This window comes from Lacinutrix sp. WUR7 (assembly GCF_016864015.1).
Classification (GTDB): Bacteria; Bacteroidota; Bacteroidia; order Flavobacteriales; family Flavobacteriaceae; genus Oceanihabitans.
Window position 1 is genome coordinate 3,362,922 of sequence record NZ_CP045067.1, and the last position, 19,839, is coordinate 3,382,760.

General features: G+C 32.5%; 13 protein-coding genes and 3 tRNA genes. 7 read left to right on the top strand and 9 right to left on the bottom strand.

Annotated features, from left to right (window positions below; genetic code table 11):
* Nucleotides 1-19: 19 nt before the first annotated feature.
* Together FG167_RS14680 and FG167_RS14685 are read right to left on the bottom strand one after the other, a co-directional pair.
* The gene (locus FG167_RS14680) at nt 20-2,425 is read right to left on the bottom strand and encodes a YfhO family protein (RefSeq protein ID WP_203458976.1); all 2,406 of its coding nucleotides are present in this window, start codon (nt 2,423-2,425) and stop codon (nt 20-22) included.
* A 117-nt stretch (nt 2,426-2,542) separates the two neighbouring features.
* Nucleotides 2,543-2,818: a DUF4834 family protein gene (locus FG167_RS14685; RefSeq protein ID WP_203458977.1), complete on the bottom strand. Its 276-nt coding sequence runs from the start codon at nt 2,816-2,818 to the stop codon at nt 2,543-2,545.
* Between the two features lie 106 nt (nt 2,819-2,924).
* On the opposite strand from FG167_RS14685, the gene FG167_RS14690 reads away from it, so the two are divergent.
* Both FG167_RS14690 and FG167_RS14695 read left to right on the top strand, forming a co-directional pair.
* The gene (locus FG167_RS14690) at nt 2,925-3,929 is read left to right on the top strand and encodes a transporter (protein ID WP_203458978.1); all 1,005 of its coding nucleotides are present in this window, start codon (nt 2,925-2,927) and stop codon (nt 3,927-3,929) included.
* A gap of 15 nt (nt 3,930-3,944) precedes the next feature.
* Complete coding sequence (locus FG167_RS14695) at nt 3,945-5,066, top strand: GTP cyclohydrolase (RefSeq protein WP_203458979.1); 1,122 nt, start codon at nt 3,945-3,947, stop codon at nt 5,064-5,066.
* A 299-nt stretch (nt 5,067-5,365) separates the two neighbouring features.
* On the opposite strand, the gene FG167_RS14700 is transcribed toward FG167_RS14695, so the two are convergent.
* The 4 genes from FG167_RS14700 to FG167_RS14715 form a co-directional block, all read right to left on the bottom strand.
* A tRNA-Arg gene (locus tag FG167_RS14700) sits at nt 5,366-5,439 on the bottom strand.
* A gap of 29 nt (nt 5,440-5,468) precedes the next feature.
* A tRNA-Pro gene (locus tag FG167_RS14705) sits at nt 5,469-5,543 on the bottom strand.
* Between the two features lie 31 nt (nt 5,544-5,574).
* Nucleotides 5,575-5,663 (bottom strand) — tRNA-Ser (locus FG167_RS14710).
* Between the two features lie 103 nt (nt 5,664-5,766).
* On the bottom strand, nt 5,767-7,815 hold the full coding sequence (locus tag FG167_RS14715) for an HD family phosphohydrolase (RefSeq protein WP_203458980.1): 2,049 nt from the start codon (nt 7,813-7,815) through the stop codon (nt 5,767-5,769).
* A gap of 124 nt (nt 7,816-7,939) precedes the next feature.
* Here FG167_RS14715 and FG167_RS14720 point away from each other — a divergent pair, with 124 nt between their 5' ends.
* Both FG167_RS14720 and FG167_RS14725 read left to right on the top strand, forming a co-directional pair.
* A complete protein-coding gene (locus FG167_RS14720; protein ID WP_203458981.1) occupies nt 7,940-9,118 on the top strand; it encodes an acetyl-CoA C-acyltransferase in 1,179 nt (392 codons plus the stop codon).
* 66 nt (nt 9,119-9,184) lie between these two features.
* Nucleotides 9,185-9,934, top strand: a complete 750-nt coding sequence (locus tag FG167_RS14725; RefSeq protein ID WP_203458982.1) for a C40 family peptidase — start codon at nt 9,185-9,187, stop codon at nt 9,932-9,934.
* An 84-nt stretch (nt 9,935-10,018) separates the two neighbouring features.
* Here the strand turns inward: FG167_RS14725 and FG167_RS14730 are convergent, their stop codons facing one another.
* Together FG167_RS14730 and gyrA are read right to left on the bottom strand one after the other, a co-directional pair.
* Nucleotides 10,019-11,263 carry a tetratricopeptide repeat protein gene (locus tag FG167_RS14730; protein WP_203458983.1) on the bottom strand — a complete coding sequence of 415 codons (1,245 nt, stop codon included), beginning with the start codon at nt 11,261-11,263 and terminating at the stop codon, nt 10,019-10,021.
* Between the two features lie 29 nt (nt 11,264-11,292).
* A complete protein-coding gene (gene gyrA / locus FG167_RS14735; protein ID WP_203458984.1) occupies nt 11,293-13,845 on the bottom strand; it encodes a DNA gyrase subunit A in 2,553 nt (850 codons plus the stop codon).
* 262 nt (nt 13,846-14,107) lie between these two features.
* On the opposite strand from gyrA, the gene FG167_RS14740 reads away from it, so the two are divergent.
* Entirely contained in the window at nt 14,108-16,654 is a 2,547-nt protein-coding gene (locus tag FG167_RS14740) for an ATP-dependent Clp protease ATP-binding subunit (protein ID WP_203458985.1), read from the top strand.
* A gap of 85 nt (nt 16,655-16,739) precedes the next feature.
* A complete protein-coding gene (locus FG167_RS14745) occupies nt 16,740-17,117 on the top strand; it encodes a hypothetical protein (protein ID WP_203458986.1) in 378 nt (125 codons plus the stop codon).
* On the opposite strand, the gene hutH is transcribed toward FG167_RS14745, so the two are convergent.
* On the bottom strand, nt 17,114-18,640 hold the full coding sequence (hutH, locus tag FG167_RS14750; protein ID WP_203458987.1) for a histidine ammonia-lyase: 1,527 nt from the start codon (nt 18,638-18,640) through the stop codon (nt 17,114-17,116). The genes FG167_RS14745 and hutH overlap by 4 nt on opposite strands.
* A gap of 118 nt (nt 18,641-18,758) precedes the next feature.
* Between hutH and FG167_RS14755 the strand changes: the two genes are divergently transcribed.
* Nucleotides 18,759-19,808 (top strand): redoxin family protein, encoded by a 1,050-nt coding sequence (locus FG167_RS14755; protein ID WP_203458988.1) that lies wholly within the window; start codon nt 18,759-18,761, stop codon nt 19,806-19,808.
* Nucleotides 19,809-19,839: the final 31 nt, after the last annotated feature.

Sequence of the window (19,839 nt, forward strand, 5' to 3'; positions counted from 1 at the left end):
ACGAAAGCAGGAATGCCAATCATTTTTTCTTTATACCAAAATATAATCCGCCAATAAGTATCAATCCGAAAAGGATAGAACTTACAAGTGCTATGCTGCTTCCTGTTTGTACTACCTGAGGTTCAAACTTAAATTCTATGGTATTTTTTCCTTTAGGAACTTCCATACCACGCAATACATAATCTACTTGGTAGTGATCTTCTAGTTTTCCATTTATATAGGCATTCCAACCTTTACCATAATAGACTTCAGAAAACACAACAAATCCAGGATTGCTATTATTAGACTCGTATTTTATGTAGTTTGGTTTATATTCTTTTAAAGTAATACTTGCTAAGGAATCTACTCGAAACTCTTTATTCGCTGTAATATTTTGGCTTTTAAGATAGACCGCTTTTTTGCTCGTATTCAAACTATCTAAAGCAATAATTTCTTGATTAGCAGTTTGTACTTCCTCTAGCGCTTCCACAAACCAAGCATTTCCATTAGCATCGGTATTGGTAAACGGAAATATTTCACCTTCCTCTTCTGCAATAATATACTTGGTGTTTAGCATATTTAGTACGTTCATATTGTTTCTAGCAATATGAAAATCGAAAAGTTCATTATAGCGTTTCAGCTTTGCAGCATGATAACCACCTAAGGAATTATGAAAATAGGAAGCTCTTGCAGTACCATCTGTAATATCGAAAACTCTAAAATGTGTGGTATCTTTAAGTATCTCTAGATCTGCTTTATTTGCTTGATATGGTTTTTTGACTTGTAAAGCGGAAACAAAATTGTCATTGTTCACGTAACGTCTATCTACAGAAACTAAATCGAAAAGAATTAAAGCTGCAAAAGCTACAATTACAAGTGTTTCGGAAAGCTTTTTCTTCAAGAACATAAATATAGTTCCTGCTGAAAGTAATACCAAAACAAGTGTTCTTAAAGTGTCTTGTGTGTAAAGTGATTTTCTATCATCACGCAAAGCATCTATAAATTGCTGTCCGTAATTTTGTTTAAAATACCCATCATTTGGACCAACAAAATTAAAAGCGGATTTAGATAAAAGTAATAAAACGGCAATTCCGGCAGTAATACCAACGGTATACTTAAGTGCTGTTAGTTTTTCTTCGTCTTTTTCAAAATGATTAAACAAACGCGATAAACCAAAAATGGCTAAAACAGGAATACATAATTCTAAAATAACTTGAATAGAACTTACCGCTCTAAACTTATTATATAAAGGAACATAATCGATAAAGAAGTCTGTAAGGAAGCCTAGATTTTTTCCGTAGGAAAGTAATAAAGAAAGAATTGTACCACCAACGAGCCACCATTTTAATCTTCCTTTTACTAAAAACAGTCCAAAAACAAATAAGAAGATGACCACTGCACCAACATAAGCTGGAGCTTCTACTATGGGTTGACTACCCCAATAGGTTGGTGTTTGTTTTACATATTCTTTAGCTTGTAAAGCAGGAACTCCTTGTCCGATAAAAAAGTCGTAAGATGCAGAATCTTCACCAACATCTTCGTTATTTCCTCCTCCTACAATTCTGGATATATATAGGTTAAAGCTTTCTAAAAAACCATAACTATATTCTGTAATATATTCTTTAGTAAGTCCAGAACTAGCCTCTTTTGGAGAGCCATCCGGATTAATAGTTAATTCGCTTTTACTTCTAGTACTTTCATTTGCATACTCTTTAGTAGCCATGATACTTGTAGCATTTAATCCTAAAGCGAGAACTACCGCTATTACTAATAAACCAACCGATTTAAAATAATGTGGCAAAAGTTTTTTGTTATACGCATCTACTAAATATGCAATTCCTAAAACAAGGACTAATAGCATTAAATAGTAGGTCATTTGCGGGTGATTTGCTACTAACTGTAATGCCATAGCGACGGTTGTGAGTAAAAATCCGAAGATGTAATTTCGTCTAAATGTGAGAATAATTCCGCTTAAAACCAAAGGCATATAGGCAATGGCGTGTGCTTTACTATTATGTCCAACCCCAAGAATGATAATAAGATACGTAGAAAAGCCAAAGGCCATAGCACCAAGTGCGGCGAGTTTATAATCCACTTTTAAAACGAGTAAGAGGATATAAAACCCGATGAAATATAAGAATAGATAATCTGCTGGTCTAGGTAAGAAACGTAAAGCTAAGTCTAACTTTTTTATGTAATTATGTGGATATTTTGCCCCTAACTGATAGGTTGGCATACCTCCAAAAGCACTATTGGTCCAATAAGTATCTTCTCCAGTACTTGCTTTAAAATCGGTTTGCTGTTTAGACATACCAATGTATTGCTTAATATCGCTTTGATATATTTGTTTTCCTTTTAAAACAGGACTGAAATATGCCAGTGAGAGTAATATAAAACCAACAAAAACAAGAAAATGAGGAAGTACTTTTTTTATAGAAAATTGCATGAAATAGAGATATAACAATAAGTCTGAAAAATAATAATAATTTTTGAAACTTATTCTATTTAAGGGAAGCTAATTATTTTAGAATTCCATTTTTTAGAAATAATAGATAAAAGCGTTTTATTCCACTTCTTCGTAATCTACATATTCACCAACATTTTTATTCGAAGATTTATTATCCGGCATTTTATCTATAGTAATCTCTCCTTCGTTCTTTGGAGGAGGCGGATTTCTAAAACCACCAAACTGTTCTCCAAAACGCTGTTCGGCTTTTTTAGTGATAAACTTTAATAAAATAGGAGCAAATAATCTAGATAAAATCTTCACACCATAATAAATTAATAGTATGATTAAGATAACTTTTACAACTCCAGTAACAGATGCTAATTGCAACATAAAATCATTTTTTAACAAAAATACAACTCTTATGTCTTAATTTATGGTATAAATTCTTAAAAAAACTATAAAATATATATATTTGAACTCTAACAAATTCACAAACATGAAGTTCTTAAAATTCTTTTTAACAATTTTTGCTTTTTCTGTTTCACTAACTAGTTATTCGCAATACACCGATGTAATCAACTCTAACAGACCTGGAGTTTCTAAAAGTGCATTTTCAGTGGGTACCAATGTTATTCAATTTGAAGCTGGACCATATATGCTAAACGAAGATCATTCTCGTTTAAGTCGTGAAGATAAAAGTTACGGCATCGATTTCACAGCGCGATATGGTTTACTTTGGGAACAATTAGAACTTAATATAGAAGGTACTTACCAATCTACAAAAAGAAGCTTTACCAATACGGTAGCTAATGAGGACAAATTCAGTAATTTTAAAACATTAACACTAGGAGCAAAATATTTGGTGTACGATCCTTATAAAAAAGCAGGAGAAGAAAAACCGAATATCTATAGCTGGAATGCCAACCATAAATTTAAATGGAATTCATTAATTCCTGCTGTTTCTGTTTATGTTGGAGCTAACTTTGATGCTAAAGACAATCCGTTTACCGCTTATGGTGTAGAAGGTTTTAGTCCGAAAGTAATGGTTGCCACACAAAACAACTTTGCTGGAGGTTGGGTGTATGTGATGAACTTTGTAAAAGATAGAATTGGTACAGATCAATCCGATTTTTCATATATACTAACACTTACTAAATCTATAAATTCAGAATGGGTGGTATTTGGAGAAGCACAAGGAATAAGTAGTGATTTCTATGCCGATAATTTAATTCGCTTTGGAGGTGCTTATCTTTGGAGCAGAAACTTTCAGTTAGATACTGCATTAACTCTAAATACAAAAGACACTCCCTCTGTTTTTGGTGTAACTGTTGGTGCTTCTTACCGATTAGATTTTCATCAAGATAAAGAAATAGATAATGGTGGTGAACTTGGAGATGGATCGAAGGCTAAAAAGAAGAAAAAAAGTAAAGGAGATAAAAAATCCAGAAAATCAAAAAAGAACAACAGACAAAAGCAAGAACAGAATTTTGATGAAGACTAAAGCATTATTGATTTTATGATTACCATAAAACAAGTACACACGAAGAAAGAATTTAAAGCATTTGTTAAATTTCCTTTCTCACTATATAAAGATTCTAAATATTGGGTTCCCCCAATAATCTCGCAAGAAATAAAAACTTTCGACAAGAACGAAAACCCTGTATTTAATGATGCGGATGCCTACTTTTTTCTAGCTTATAAAGGCGAAGAAATTGTTGGTCGTGTTGCGGCAATTATAAACTGGTTGGAAGTTAAAAACCAAGGCGAAAAGAAAATGCGCTTTGGCTGGTTTGACTACATTGATGATTTGGACGTATCTAAAGCCCTTTTAGATAAAGTTACAGAAATTGGTAAGCAAAACAATTTGGAATATACGGAAGGTCCTGTAGGATTTTCTAATCTAGATAAGGTTGGTGTTTTAACCGAAGGATTTGACGTATTAGGTACTATGATTACTTGGTACAATCATCCGTACTACGTAACGCATTTAGAAAAACTAAACTATCGTCCGGAAAAAGAATGGATAGAAAGCAGATTTCCGTTTAGTAATATTAATCCGGAATCCTTCACTAAAGCGAATACCTTAATTAAAAAGCGTTATCAAGTAAGTGTTCGTAATTTCACACACACTAAAGATGTCATGCCTTATGCAGATGAGATGTTTGATTTGTTTAACACCTCTTATGCTTCCTTAGCTTCTTTTGTTGAGATTACCGACATACAAAAAGCGTATTTTAAGAAGAAATTTATCAGTTTTATCAATCCGGAATACATCAAATTTGTTTTTGATAAAGACGATAAAATGATTGCCTTTGCAATTTTGATGCCTTCGTTTGCAAAAGTATTGCAAGAAATAGGCGGAAAACTTTTTCCTTTTGGTTTTTTAAAATTGCTGAAAGCAAAAAAAGAAAGCAAGGATATTATTTTCTATTTAATAGGAATTGCTCCAGAATACCAAAACAAAGGTATTACAGCTATAATATTTAATGAGTGTTACGAAACACTAAAAGACAAAAATATTGAAAACTGTATTAGAACTCCAGAATTAGCAGATAATATCGCTATTCAACAAATTTGGAAACACTTTGATCCAGAAATTATAAAACGCAGAAAAACGTTTAGAAAGGAAATTGAATAATAGGAACTATAATTTACAAGAAAAGCTTTACAGAAATGTGAAGCTTTTTTTTATTGGAATGTATTCTGCTTTTCTTTAATCGAAACTTGTATTCAAAGGGATTACATGTAATACACATATTACATGTAAGAAAAGTGTACCCAAAAAGTAAAATTGGTACACCTAAAAGTGTGTCTCCAAAGACATCTCTTTAACAAATACTCTTTTCTTCTGAAGTTTTGGTTTTAAGAGAAAACCTTTGTGAAGTATTACAAAACCTTATAAAACAAAAAAGCCTCACATTTCTGTGAAGCTTTAAGTGAGCCCTTCAGGATTCGAACCTGAGACCGCCTCCTTAGAAGGGAGGTGCTCTATCCAGCTGAGCTAAGAGCCCGTAGGTTTTATGTTTCTACGAAAACAGTGTCGGGGTGGCAGGATTCGAACCTGCGGCCTCCACGTCCCAAACGTGGCGCGATAACCGGGCTACGCTACACCCCGAGTGATTATCAATTTACAATAAAAAAAATTGCGGAGAGACAGGGATTCGAACCCTGGGTAAGTGTTGCCACCTACGACGATTTAGCAAACCGTTCCTTTCGGCCACTCAGGCACCTCTCCGTTAATTTTGTTTAAGAACTATTGCGTTTGTATTTCAACGCGGATGCAAATGTAAGACATCATCTTAAACAACACAAGCATTTTTTTTACTTTTTTTAAAAAATTATTCGGGATATTCTATCCGTAGATGATAAATGTTTGCAAGCTTGTGTTTTAGCACTTTTTTTATCGATTGAATTTCTTTAAAAGTAATATTCGCATTTAGGAATTGCCCCCCTTCCATTTGCTTATTTATAATGTTTTCTACAAATTTATCAATCTTTGTAGAAGTAGGTTCTTTTAAACTTTTAGAAGCCGCCTCTACACTATCACACATCATTAATATTGCCGTTTCTTTACTAAATGGCTTAGGACCAGGATACATAAAGTCTTCTATGTTTAAATCTTCGTTAATCGCTTTTTCTTTTTTATAAAAGTAATATACTAAACTGGTTCCGTGATGCGTCCTAATAAAGTCTATTACACGATCTGGAAGATTATTTTTCCTTGCAATCTCAATACCATCTATAACATGATCTATAATCACATTCGCACTTTCAATAGAAGATAATTCATCATGCGGATTGATTCCTGTAGATTGGTTTTCTGTAAAGAACGTTGGATTCTTCATTTTACCAATATCATGATACAATGCTCCTACTCTAATCAACATCGCATTTGCCCCTATTTCATTCGCTGCAGCTTCCGCTAAATTTGCTACGTTTAAAGAATGATGAAATGTTCCTGGTGCCTTGTTAGATAATTCTTTTAAAAGCTTCGAATTGGTATCTGATAATTCCAATAGCGATACATCAGAAACTAATCCGAATAATTTTTCATAAGCATAGATAAGTGGTTGCACAAATAGCGTTGCTAATCCACATAAAACGAATAAACCAAAAGTTTCCCAATGGATAGCATCTACACTTCCCTCATGGATTACAAAAAAGGCAAAATAGGCAATGATATAAATAAGTGTTATTTGTCCGACCGAAATAAATAAATTCGCACGTTTATATAATTCAGAAACCGTAAGAATGGTTACAATTCCGGCTATAATTTGCAGGAACATATACTCGTAACTATTCGGAACAATCAAACCTAATAACACAACCGTTATTACGTGTGTAAACAAACCTAGTCTTGCATCGAAAAAAGCTTTTAAAACTAAAGGAAGAATACAAATGGGCACTACATATAAATACTTCGAATTATAACTAATCACCAAAGTAGTTAGCAATACCATTAAAATAACATTAAAGAATATAAAAGTTACTTTGGTATTATTATTAAAAACGTCTAATCTATATTTTCTTAAAAAAAGCAGTAGCATCAATAATGCTAATGACACTAATAAGGTATAGGCAAAAATAACCCAGTTATAATTGGACGCGGTCCATACTTGCGACTTGTATTCGTTTTTTAAAGATTCTAAAGTTTGGTATTTCTCTCCTTCCACCACTTCTCCTTTAGAAATAATTAAGGTCTCTTTTTTTATACTTCCTCTAGTGTAGGCTATTCTATTTAAATCTTCCAATAAAGCGCCATCGGTTAACGATTTATTATAGGTGAGATTTGGTTCTACAATATCAAAAAATAAGGCAAGAAATTGCGTTTGAAAAACCTCTTGCGCATTAGAAACCAATACATTATTTACTATAGAAGTTAAGTCTTTTTGCTGTACTAGATTAGAAAATTGGGTTTGTTTAATAGTTGTTTGCCCATTAAGAATGACACTTTTTTTATCTTCGGAAAACGAATAATTTTCATTTAAAACGCCATTATCATAAAGCTTATCTAATAAAAGCTCTCCTGTTTTAAACAACGTATTAAGTTTTACATCGGAAAGTGAATCTGGAAAAATTTCATGAAATGCATCTTTATAATGTGTTCTCACTTTGTCTTCTACTGTATCATCTATATTAAAATACAGACTGGCTTGCTTTTCTATAAGTTGTTTTTCTTGATTTATTTCTTCGGAAGTCTTTTTAATCGCAAAATCAAAAGGAGCATACAAGTTTTCGGATTGCCATGGTTTACCTTGTTCAAAATTGTATTTAAACTTTCCTTGTTTCGGAAACAAATACACGATCAATACTGTGGCACTTATAAAAAGTAGCACCTTGTAAATTAATGCATGATTTTTATATAAATTGTTTATAACGTCTTTCATAGGGATAATACTATTTTCAAATGTAATAAAATATACTTTTTAAATACTTATAAAATGTTAATCGTATTAATTTATGCCAAAAAATGATTAATTTCGCAACAATTAAAATTAAAAGCACATTATTATGAGTAAAGAAGTAGTTATAGTATCTGCAGCAAGAACACCAATTGGTAGTTTTTTAGGCGCATTATCTACAATTCCTGCACCTAGATTAGGAGCAATTGCAATTAAAGGAGCTTTAGATAAAATAAATTTGAAACCAGAAATGGTGGATGAAGTTTTAATGGGAAATGTTGTTCAAGCTGGAACAGGTCAAGCACCAGCAAGACAAGCGGCTATTTATGCTGGTATTCCTAATACTGTACCTTGTACTACGATTAATAAAGTTTGTGCTTCTGGTATGAAAACGGTTATGCAAGCTGCGCAAGCTATTGCTTTAGGAGATGCAGAAATTGTAGTTGCTGGAGGAATGGAAAACATGAGTTTAATACCCCATTATTTTCATGCAAGAACGGCTACAAAGTTTGGTCCTGCAAAAATGGAAGATGGTATGCAACGTGACGGACTAGTAGATGCTTACGACCAAAATGCAATGGGCGTTTGTGCAGATGCTTGTGCAACAGAATATGGTTTTTCTAGAGAAGATCAAGATGCTTACGCTATACAATCTTATACACGTTCTGCTGCTGCTTGGGAAGCTGGAAAATTTGATAACGAAGTTGTTCCTGTAGAAGTACCACAAAGACGTGGTGAACCAGTAATTGTAAATAAAGACGAAGAATTTACCAATGTAAAAATGGATAAAATTCCTGCTTTACGTCCTGCTTTTACTAAAGACGGAACCGTAACTGCTGCAAATGCTTCTACCATAAATGATGGTGCTGGCGCAATGGTTTTAATGAGTAGAGAAAAAGCAAATGCTCTAGGTTTAAAACCTTTAGCAATTATAAAAAGTTATGCAGATGCTGCACAAGAACCAAATAGATTTACAACGACTCCTTCTAAAGCATTACCTAAAGCTCTAGATAAAGCTGGTTTAGCTTTAAGTGATGTAGATTATTTTGAGTTTAACGAAGCATTTTCTATTGTTGGTTTAGCCAATATGAAAATTTTAGGTTTGAACGATAGCAATGTCAACGTAAATGGTGGCGCTGTTTCTTTAGGACACCCTTTAGGATGTTCTGGAGTTAGAATTATAATTACATTATTAAATGTATTAGAACAAAATAATGCTAAAATTGGTACTGCAACTATTTGTAATGGTGGTGGTGGTGCTTCTGCAATTGTTATAGAACGTGCATAATAAGTAGAACATATATTATTTACTAAACCAATAAACCTAAATCTAATCTAAATTCAATTCTAATTAATGCAGTACGGAATTTGTAACTTAAGCATTGTTCCTTTAAGATTTGAGCCATCAGACAAAACCGAACTCGTTTCGCAAGTTTTGTATGGCGATTATTTTAAGGTTTTGGAGCAGCGTAAATCTTGGAGCAAAATTCGGTTAGCATTTGATAGCTATGAAGGTTGGGTTGATAATAAACAATATGTTGAAATAACGGAAGAGCAATACCACGTTCTAGATCAAAAAACTCCAATTCTTTCTAATGATTTAATTGAATTTGTAGAAGATAAAGACCAACAGTTATACCCTGTTACATTGGGAGCTTCTTTAAACGGATTACAACTTTTAGAACATACATTTGATGGTACAACAACTACTGGTATTAACGCAAAAGAACATATAATTAAAACTGCTTTTTCGTTTTTAAATGCACCGTATCTTTGGGGAGGTAAAACACCTTTAGGAATAGATTGTTCTGGATTTACCCAAATGGTGTACAAACTTAATGGTTATAACTTATTACGCGATGCTTCACAACAAGCATCACAGGGAGAAGCTTTAAGTTTTATTGAAGAAAGCGAACCTGGTGATTTAGCATTTTTTGATAATAGCGAGGGCGTGATTATACATGTTGGTATTATCATGGAAGATAATTATATTATTCATGCACATGGTAAAGTAAGAATTGACCGATTAGATCATTCTGGAATATACAATGCAGATAAAAGAATGCATACCCATAAATTGAGAGTAATTAAAAAGATTATATAATATCTTTTTAACTTTTGAAATTACTGTATAAAAAAAATGCCACTTCAATGAAGTGGCATTTTTTATTACTTTAAAAACTTAAACTTAATTCGCTAAAGAATCAATTAAAGCTTTAATTGATTTTTCTTTTGTTGTATCACCAATCGCACCATAAATATTTAATAGTGTTTTAGCTACTTCCATATTTTTAGGTTGTACTTTTAAAACAGCTTCTAAATAAGGTACAGCATTATTATAAAGACCTGTACGTTTTGCTTTTAATTCATCGTAACGTAAATTATCTGCGTTAGACGTACCTAAACCATTCATCTCTTCAATTAATGCATTTTCTTCACCTAATATTAATGCCGCCATATTGGTTTGTGCATTTACATTTTCTGGGTCTAAAGAAATCACTTTCGTATAGTATTCTTTTGCTTTATCCATTTCTCCATTATCTGCAGCAACAACTCCTAAATTAAATATTAAATCGGTGTTATTTGGATCTAACTGAATTGCTTCTTCAATTAATGCTTTGTATTTTTCCTTATCTCCATTTTTGTAATATAAATTAGCTTCAGATAAAATTAAATTTGAATCTGTAGGATCCATTTCTCTTGCCGCTTTAACAGCAGTTAACGCTTTTTCAGATTCTCCATTGTTTAAGTAAATAAATGCAAGATTTTTCACTATTTCACCTCTTTTAGATTCCGAAAATCTTTCCGCAGGTTTAATATAAGCACCAGATTTAACAAACAAATCTCTTTGAGCTTCAGCAAACACTTCTACTTCTCCGGTTTCAACATCTGTTGCAACAAATTGTTTTGTGATTCCTGTATAACCTAAGTTTAATAATTTCTCATAGTTTTTTACAGCAGAATCAAAATCTTTTCCTGTAATAGCACTAGAAGCAGCATAATATAAATAAGTAGTATCTGTAGGAATAAGTTTGTACAGTTTTTCAAAACCTTTTACAGCTTCTAAATATTTACCAGAAGTATACTGGCTATTAGAGTTTGTTAAAAGTGTATTGATTAAATCTTGTTTTACATCACCTATTTCTACTTTATAAGCACTATTTACTTTGTCAAAATTCTCAATAGCCAAATCTAAATCTGCATCACTACCAGCCCCATTAGCATAAAGCGCTTTACCTTTTAGGTAATAAAACTTGTCTTTAGATTTATCATCCATACTAGACAGCATAGATTCTGCTTGATCTAAAATAGATTTTGCTACAGAGAAATCATTATTCTTGATTGCTTTCTCTGCAGTTTTAAGCTCTTTTTTCTGTCCAAAAGAAAACGCACTGATAGATAGTGCTAAAGCTATAATTACTTGTTTTTTCATTTTTAAGTTTGTTTAATTAATTGTATTGTTTATTCTTCTTCTTCACTAATATCAATAGTTGTGCCATCTTCATCATCACCAATAGTTTCGGTAGCTTCCGGAATAATTACATTTCCATCTTCATCCAATTCTACTTCGTCTTCATCTTGCATTACTTTTGCTACTGCTGCAATAGAGTCTTTTCCTTTTAAATTAATAAGTTTAACTCCTTGTGTCGCTCTACCCATTACTCTTAAATCTTTTACTGCCATTCTAATAGCAATACCCGATTTATTAATAATCATTAGATCATCTGTATCTGTTACATTCTTGATTGCTACTAAGTTACCTGTTTTTTCTGTAATTGAAATAGTTTTTACACCTTTTCCTCCACGATTGGTAATTCTGTAGTCTTCTAAACTAGAACGTTTCCCATACCCATTTTCTGAAACCACAAGAATATTACTTTCCATATCATCTACGGCAATCATACCTATAACTTCGTCGGTTTTTTCGTCTTGCAAACGAATACCACGAACACCAGAAGCATTTCTTCCCATTGGTCTTGTTTTCGCTTCTTCAAAACGAATTGCTTTACCAGATTTAAGTGCTAACATTACTTGACTTTCTCCAGTAGTAAGTTTCGCTTCTAGTAACTCATCCCCTTCTTTAATAGTAATTGCGTTAATTCCGTTTGTTCTAGGACGAGAATATTGCTCTAAAGAAGTCTTTTTAACTTGTCCTTTTTTAGTAGCCATGATTACATAATTACTATTTATGTATTCTTCGTCTTTTAAATCTTGTGTACAAATAAATGCCATTACCTTATCATCTTGTTCGATGTTTATAAGGTTTTGAATTGCTCTACCTTTAGAAGTTTTACTTCCTTCAGGAATTTCATAAACACGCATCCAGAAACATTTTCCTTTTTGTGTAAAGAATAACATGTACTGATGGTTTGTACCCACAAATAAATGCTCTAAGAAATCTTCATTTCTTGTAGTGGATGCTTTTTGACCAACACCTCCTCTATTTTGTGTTTTGTATTCGCTAAGTGATGTACGTTTAATATAACCAGCATGCGAAATGGTAATTACTACCTTTGCATCTGGAATCATATCTTCAATACTTAAATCTCCTCCGGCATATTCAATCACAGAACGACGATCATCACCATATTTATCTTTAACTACAGCTAATTCTTCTTTAATGATATCCATACGACGTTCTTTTTTGTCTAGGATATCTTTTAAATCGATAATCGTTTTCATGATTTCTTCGTACTCCGCTCTAAGCTTATCTTGCTCTAGTCCGGTTAATTGACGAAGACGCATTTCAACAATTGCCTTTGCTTGTATTTCTGAAAGTTCAAAACGCGCTATTAAATTGGCTCTTGCTTCATCTCCATTAGAAGATGCTCTAATAATTTTTATAACTTCATCAATATTATCGGAAGCAATTATTAAACCTTCTAAAATATGTGCTCTTTCTTCCGCTTTGCGTAATTCATAAGTAGTTCTTCTAACAACCACGTCATGTCTATGCTCAACAAAATAATGAATTAACTCTTTTAAGTTTAACATTTGAGGTCTTCCATTTACAAGTGCAATATTATTTACACTAAATGAAGATTGTAATGCGGTATATTTAAATAGTTTATTAAGTACAATATTCGGAATTGCATCACGCTTTAAAACGTATACAATTCGCATTCCGTTTCTATCCGATTCATCTCTAATTGTAGAGATTCCTTCTAGTTTCTTTTCGTTAACTAAATCTGCAGTCTTTTTAATCATGTCTGCTTTGTTAACTTGGTATGGAATTTCGGTTACAATAACACATTCTCTACCTTGTACTTCTTCTATAATAGCTTTAGCACGCATAACAATACGACCTCTTCCAGTATGAAAAGCTTCTTTAACACCATCATAACCATAAATGGTTCCTCCTGTAGGAAAATCTGGTGCTTTAATGTGTTGCATCAACTCATCAATCTCAATGTCTTTATTATCAATATAAGCCATAATACCATCCACAACTTCGGTTAAGTTGTGTGGCGGCATGTTTGTAGCCATACCTACTGCAATACCAGATGCTCCGTTTACTAAAAGCCCTGGAATACGCGTTGGTAAAACGGTTGGTTCTTCTAAAGTATCATCAAAGTTTAATTTATGATCTACTGTTTCTTTGTCAATATCTGCCAACATGTCCTCAGATATTTTACGCATACGTGCTTCTGTATAACGCATTGCTGCCGGACTATCTCCATCCACAGAACCAAAATTACCTTGACCATCTACCAACATATAACGTAAACTCCATTCTTGAGCCATACGCACCATTGCATCATAAACCGAAGTATCTCCATGCGGATGATACTTTCCTAAAACCTCACCAACTATTCTTGCAGATTTTTTGTGTGCACCAGTTGCTCGAACACCTAGTTCGTGCATACCGTAAAGTACACGTCTATGTACTGGCTTTAAACCATCTCTAACGTCTGGTAAAGCACGTGACACAATGACTGACATTGAATAGTCAATGTAAGCCGATTTCATTTCATCTTCAATGTTAATAGGAATGAGTTTTTCTCCTTCTGCCATATATATAAAATATTAAATTATTCTGTTATTTTCAAAACACGCTAATATAATACTTCCATTAGTCATAGTAAGCCTTTCAAATGTTTTTTTTGAGACTTTTTATTAACAATTTTAGATACTTTATTAGTTAATAAGTATGCTGTTAATTATTTTGATTTTATAAACTTTTTTTCGTCTATTAGCATATATCCTATAATTTAAGGTATAGTTTTTGATTTTAGTATTAGGATTTTAGTATTTTTAATGAAGAAAGGAACAATTTATGGATGATAATTTTTCACCAAGAGTAAAAGATGTAATTGCATTTAGCAAAGAGGAAGCATTGCGCTTAGGCCATGATTTTATAGGTACTGAGCACTTAATGCTTGGTTTATTAAGAGATGGTAATGGCAAAGCTATTAACATATTAAACGCTTTAGATATTGACTTAAATCATTTAAGGCGTAAAGTTGAGATTTTAAGTCCTGCAAATCCAAATGTTGCAGTGGCTTCTAACGAAAAGAAAAACCTACATCTTACTAGACAAGCAGAACGTGCTTTAAAAACCACCTTTTTAGAGGCTAAATTATTTCAAAGTACGTCGATTAACACTGCACATTTATTACTGTGCATTCTTAGAAATGAAAACGATCCTACTACAAAACTTTTAAATAAGTTGAAAGTGGATTATGATAACGTTAAAGAACAATTTAAATTTATGATTACAAACGATGATAATTATATAGAACCAAAAGCAGAATTTCCAGATGATGATACTTCTTCGGAAGATGCTTCGAAAGATATTTTTAATACGCCTCCTACTGGCGGAAAAGCAAACAAGAAATCTAAAACACCCGTTTTGGATAACTTTGGTCGCGATTTAACAGCTATGGCAGAAGAAGGAAAACTAGATCCTGTTGTTGGTAGAGAAAAAGAAATTGAAAGAGTTTCACAGATTTTAAGTCGTAGAAAAAAGAATAATCCATTACTTATTGGAGAACCTGGTGTTGGTAAATCTGCAATCGCAGAAGGATTAGCGAACAGAATTGTAAGCAAAAAAGTATCTCGCATTCTTTTTAACAAACGTGTTGTAACTCTTGATTTGGCTAGCTTAGTTGCTGGAACAAAATACAGAGGACAGTTTGAAGAACGCATGAAAGCGGTTATGAATGAGCTAGAAAAGAATGATGATATTATTCTTTTTATTGACGAAATTCATACCATTGTTGGCGCTGGTGGAGCAACTGGAAGCTTAGATGCTTCTAATATGTTTAAACCTGCATTAGCACGAGGAGAAATACAATGTGTTGGTGCAACCACTTTAGATGAATACAGACAATACATTGAAAAAGATGGCGCTTTAGAACGTCGTTTTCAAAAAGTAATTGTGGAGCCTACAACGGTGGAAGAAACGATTGAGATTCTTAACAATATTAAAGGTAAATACGAAGAACATCACAACGTAGAATATACAGATGAAGCTATTGCAGCTTGTGTGAAGCTTACCAATAGATACATGACAGAACGCTTTTTACCAGATAAAGCAATTGATGCTTTAGATGAAGCTGGATCTCGTGTACACATAACAAATATAGAAGTACCTAAGCAAATTCTGGAGTTAGAAAAACAACTAGAAGAAGTTAAGAAAACTAAATCTTCAGTAGTTAAAAAACAAAAATACGAGGAAGCTGCAAAGTTACGTGATGACGAAAAACGCATAGAAAAAGACCTTGCTATTGCCCAAGAAAAATGGGAAGAAGACACCAAATTACATCGTGAAATTGTTAGCGAAGATAACGTTGCAGATGTAGTTTCTATGATGACTGGTATTCCTGTAAACAGAATCGCTCAAAAAGAGAGTAATAAACTTGCCGAATTACCAGAACTTATAAAAGGAAAAGTAATTGGTCAAGACGAAGCTGTAGCAAAGGTTGTTAAAGCAATTCAACGTAATCGTGCAGGACTTAAAGATCCAAATAAGCCAATTGGTTCGTTTATATTTTTAGGACAAACAGGTGTTGGTAAAACCCAATTAGCTAAAGTTTTAGCTAAAGAATTATTTGACTCTGAAGATTCTTTAATTAGAATAGACATGAGCGAATACATGGAGAAATTTGCAATATCTAGACTTGTTGGAGCACCTCCAGGATACGTAGGTTATGAAGAAGGCGGACAACTTACCGAAAAAGTAAGACGCAAACCTTATTCTGTAATTTTATTAGATGAAATTGAAAAAGCACATCCAGATGTTTTTAACATGATGCTCCAAGTTTTAGATGATGGATACTTAACAGATAGCCTTGGTAGAAAAATTGATTTTAGAAATTCAATTATAATCATGACTTCTAATATTGGTTCTAGAAAATTGAAAGATTTTGGAACTGGAGTTGGTTTTGGTACTGCTTCGCAAAAATCTCAAGAAGATGCGAATGCAAGAGGTGTTATTGAAAATGCCCTTAAAAAAGCATTTGCTCCAGAATTTTTAAATAGAATTGATGATGTAGTAGTATTTAATGCTTTAGAAAAAGAAGACATTAATAAAATTATTGATATTGAATTAGAAAAACTTCTTGTAAGAATAAAAGACCTTGGTTATACTTTAAAATTAAGCAAAGCTGCCAAGGATTATATTGCAGATAAAGGGTTTGACAAACAATATGGAGCTAGACCTTTAAAACGTGCAATTCAAAAGTATGTAGAAGATACTTTAGCTGAAGAAATTATTAACTCACAATTAGTAGAAGGTGATAAAATAATGATGGATTTAGATAAAGAAAATAATGAATTAAAAATTGAAATTGAAAAAGCTGAAAAGCCAGCAGAATCATAATATAATTTCTTTCCAATAAAAAAGACCGTTAAATAATTAACGGTCTTTTTTATGATTAAACACTGGATTATCTTAACTTTAAAATATGAAAAAGCTAGAATACTTCTTTGGCGAAATTTTTGTACATGAAAACTATGTCATCGCTATCATGAAAGAAGGTATTACGGTTACACCAGATTTAAATGATGTCTTATTCGATATTGTAACCACTTATTTTCACTCCAAACCTTTTGTTTATATAACAAACAGAATAAACTCTTATGCTGTAGATCCCGCAATTTATGTAGAAACAGCAAAAATCTTTAACCTCATTGGTTTCGCTATTGTATCTAAAAATAATTTAGCATTTAGCAATTCGGATATTGAAAAATTATTCTTCAAAAAACCTTTTTTACATTTTGATACACTTTCGGAAGCCATTGCTTGGTCTGAAGATTTAGTATTAAAATATAATAAAAATTAAACACCGTAATTATTCAAAAACAACTCCTCTATCTCAATATCTACATCTTCTAAAAACTGAATAGATGCGGTAATATCATCATGCAATACGCGATCTTTTTTTACAAAAGAAACCTCTTTTCGGTATAATTCTAAAAAGGATTCTAAAAAAGGAGACGTTTTTAACGGATTTCTAAATGCTAATGCCTGACTAGCATTCATCAGCTCAATAGCAATTACACGTTCTACATTTCTAATTAATCGGTATGCTTGTGTTGCTGCATTTGCTCCCATACTTACGTGATCTTCTTGTCCGTTACTAGAAACAATACTATCCACACTTGCAGGAGTTGCCAACTGTTTATTTGCACTAACAATACTTGCCGCTGTGTATTGCGGAATCATAAAACCAGAATTTAAACCTGGGTTATCTACCAAAAACGCTGGTAAGCCTCTTAATCCGGATACCAATTGAAATACGCGTCTTTCCGAAATATTACCAATTTCAGCCATCGCTATTTTTAAATAATCTAATGCTAACGCCAATGGTTGTCCGTGAAAATTTCCACCAGAAATAATTAAATCTTCTTCCGGAAAAATATTAGGATTATCGGTAACCGAATTAATCTCCGTTAAAATAACACGTTCCACAAAATCTAAAGTATCCTTTGTTGCTCCATGCACTTGCGGAATACAACGAAAAGAATACGGATCTTGCACATGTTGTTTTTCCCTTACTATAATTTCACTTCCTTTTAAAAACTCATTAAAACGTCGTGCTACTTTTAATTGTCCAGGATGCGGACGCACTTGATGTACTAAATCATGAAATGGTTCTATTCTTCCATCAAAAGCATCCAAAGAAATACTTGCTATTACATCTGCTAAATACGATGTTTTGTGTGACATTAATAAAAGATACACACCATAAGAACTCATAAATTGCGTTCCGTTTAAAAGTGCTAATCCTTCTTTGGCTTCTAATTGTATAGGTTCCCAGCCAAACTTTTCTAGAATGGTATTTGCATCCAATTCTTTATTATCATGTACCACTTTTCCTTTTCCTAATAATGGCAGAGCCAAATGTGCTAAAGGCGCTAAATCACCAGAAGCACCTAAAGATCCTTGTGTAAAAACAAACGGAAAAACATCGTTATTAAAAAAGTCAATGAGTCTATTTACAGTTTGTAACTGCACACCAGAATGACCATAACTTAAGGACTGTATTTTTAAAAGCAACATCACTTTAACTACGCTTTCTGGAACACGTTCTCCGGTTCCGCAAGCGTGGGACATTACTAAGTTTTCCTGTAATTGGGTTAAATCGTTTTTAGATATCTCTACATTATATAAAGATCCAAAACCAGTATTAATTCCATAAAAAGGTTTTTCTGCTTCGCTTAATTTTTTATCTAAATATTTTTTACATGCAACTATTTTTTTAGAAGATTCTTCAGACAATTTTAATTTTTTATTGTCTTTAAAAATATTGTAAATAGTTACAATGTCTAATTTTTCGGAAGATATATAATGAAATGTGCTCATGTTATTTTTTAAGTCTTTCAAAAATGATAATTCAAAACAAGTTATGCAACTATTGTTAATAATTAAATACGTGAATTAATTATTATTCCTATTTTTGAAAAAACCTAAACACAAATAAATGAAAAAAGTACTAATTGCATTATGTGCATTAAGCATTGTTGCTTGTAAAGAAGAAACTAAAGACTATGTTACCTTTTCTGGAACTATTACAGATAAAAATAGCGACTCTATTGTTTTAAGAACCCAAACGTATTCTAAAACAATTAAGGTAAATGAAGATGGCACCTTTAGCGATACCTTAAAAGTAACGACAGGAATATATAATTTTTATGATGGTGGAGAAAGCTCTAATGTCTATCTACAAAATGGATATGATCTAAACATGACCTTAGACACAAAAATGTTTGATGAAACCATTAGCTACACAGGAACTGGAGACAAAACAAACAATTATTTAGCTAAAAAAGCATTGTTTGAAGAAACACTTTTTCCTCCTAGCCTTTTTGATTTTGAAGAAGTAGATTTTAAAAAGAATATTGCTGAAATAAATGCAAAACGCATCGCCTTTTTAGAAGAAAACAAGGATATGGACCCAGCCTTTTATGCTACCGAAAAAGAGGAAGTAGATGGATTTGAAAAGAAAATGCTTGGTTATTTTTCTAAAAACAAAGAAAGAGAAATAGAAAGAGCTGCACAATTTGCAAGTTATATTGGGAAACCTTCTGCTAGTTTTGATAATTATGAAAACGTAAAAGGAGGAACTACTTCTTTAGCAGATTTAAAAGGAAACTATGTGTATATAGATATCTGGGCAACTTGGTGCGGACCATGTTTAGCAGAACTTCCTGCATTAAAAATAGCAGAGAAAAAATATGAAGATAAAAAAGTTGCTTTTGTAAGTATTTCTGTGGATGAAGGAAGAGGTTATAAAGACAGATCTTTTGAAGCTTCTAAAGAAGGTTGGAAAAAAATGATTGCCGAAAAAGAAATGGGTGGTATTCAATTGTTTTCCGATAAAAACTGGAAATCTGATTTCATTACAGCTTATAAAGTAAATAGTATTCCAAGATTTATTTTAATAGATCCTAATGGCGTTGTTGTAGATGCAGATGCACCAAGACCTTCTAGTCCAAAATTTGATAAATTATTTACTTCTTTAAGTTTATAATATAAAAAAAGCCACACTATAATAACTTAGT

Coding starts and splice junctions, on each gene's coding strand:
- hutH (WP_203458987.1), bottom strand. CDS start 18,640: ATGAGCACATTTCATTATATATCTTCCGAAAAATTAGACATTGTAACT.
- FG167_RS14680 (WP_203458976.1), bottom strand. CDS start 2,425: ATGCAATTTTCTATAAAAAAAGTACTTCCTCATTTTCTTGTTTTTGTT.
- FG167_RS14690 (WP_203458978.1), top strand. CDS start 2,925: ATGAAGTTCTTAAAATTCTTTTTAACAATTTTTGCTTTTTCTGTTTCA.
- FG167_RS14695 (WP_203458979.1), top strand. CDS start 3,945: ATGATTACCATAAAACAAGTACACACGAAGAAAGAATTTAAAGCATTT.
- FG167_RS14725 (WP_203458982.1), top strand. CDS start 9,185: ATGCAGTACGGAATTTGTAACTTAAGCATTGTTCCTTTAAGATTTGAG.
- FG167_RS14740 (WP_203458985.1), top strand. CDS start 14,108: ATGGATGATAATTTTTCACCAAGAGTAAAAGATGTAATTGCATTTAGC.
- FG167_RS14755 (WP_203458988.1), top strand. CDS start 18,759: ATGAAAAAAGTACTAATTGCATTATGTGCATTAAGCATTGTTGCTTGT.
- FG167_RS14720 (WP_203458981.1), top strand. CDS start 7,940: ATGAGTAAAGAAGTAGTTATAGTATCTGCAGCAAGAACACCAATTGGT.
- FG167_RS14685 (WP_203458977.1), bottom strand. CDS start 2,818: ATGTTGCAATTAGCATCTGTTACTGGAGTTGTAAAAGTTATCTTAATC.
- gyrA (WP_203458984.1), bottom strand. CDS start 13,845: ATGGCAGAAGGAGAAAAACTCATTCCTATTAACATTGAAGATGAAATG.
- FG167_RS14745 (WP_203458986.1), top strand. CDS start 16,740: ATGAAAAAGCTAGAATACTTCTTTGGCGAAATTTTTGTACATGAAAAC.
- FG167_RS14715 (WP_203458980.1), bottom strand. CDS start 7,815: ATGAAAGACGTTATAAACAATTTATATAAAAATCATGCATTAATTTAC.
- FG167_RS14730 (WP_203458983.1), bottom strand. CDS start 11,263: ATGAAAAAACAAGTAATTATAGCTTTAGCACTATCTATCAGTGCGTTT.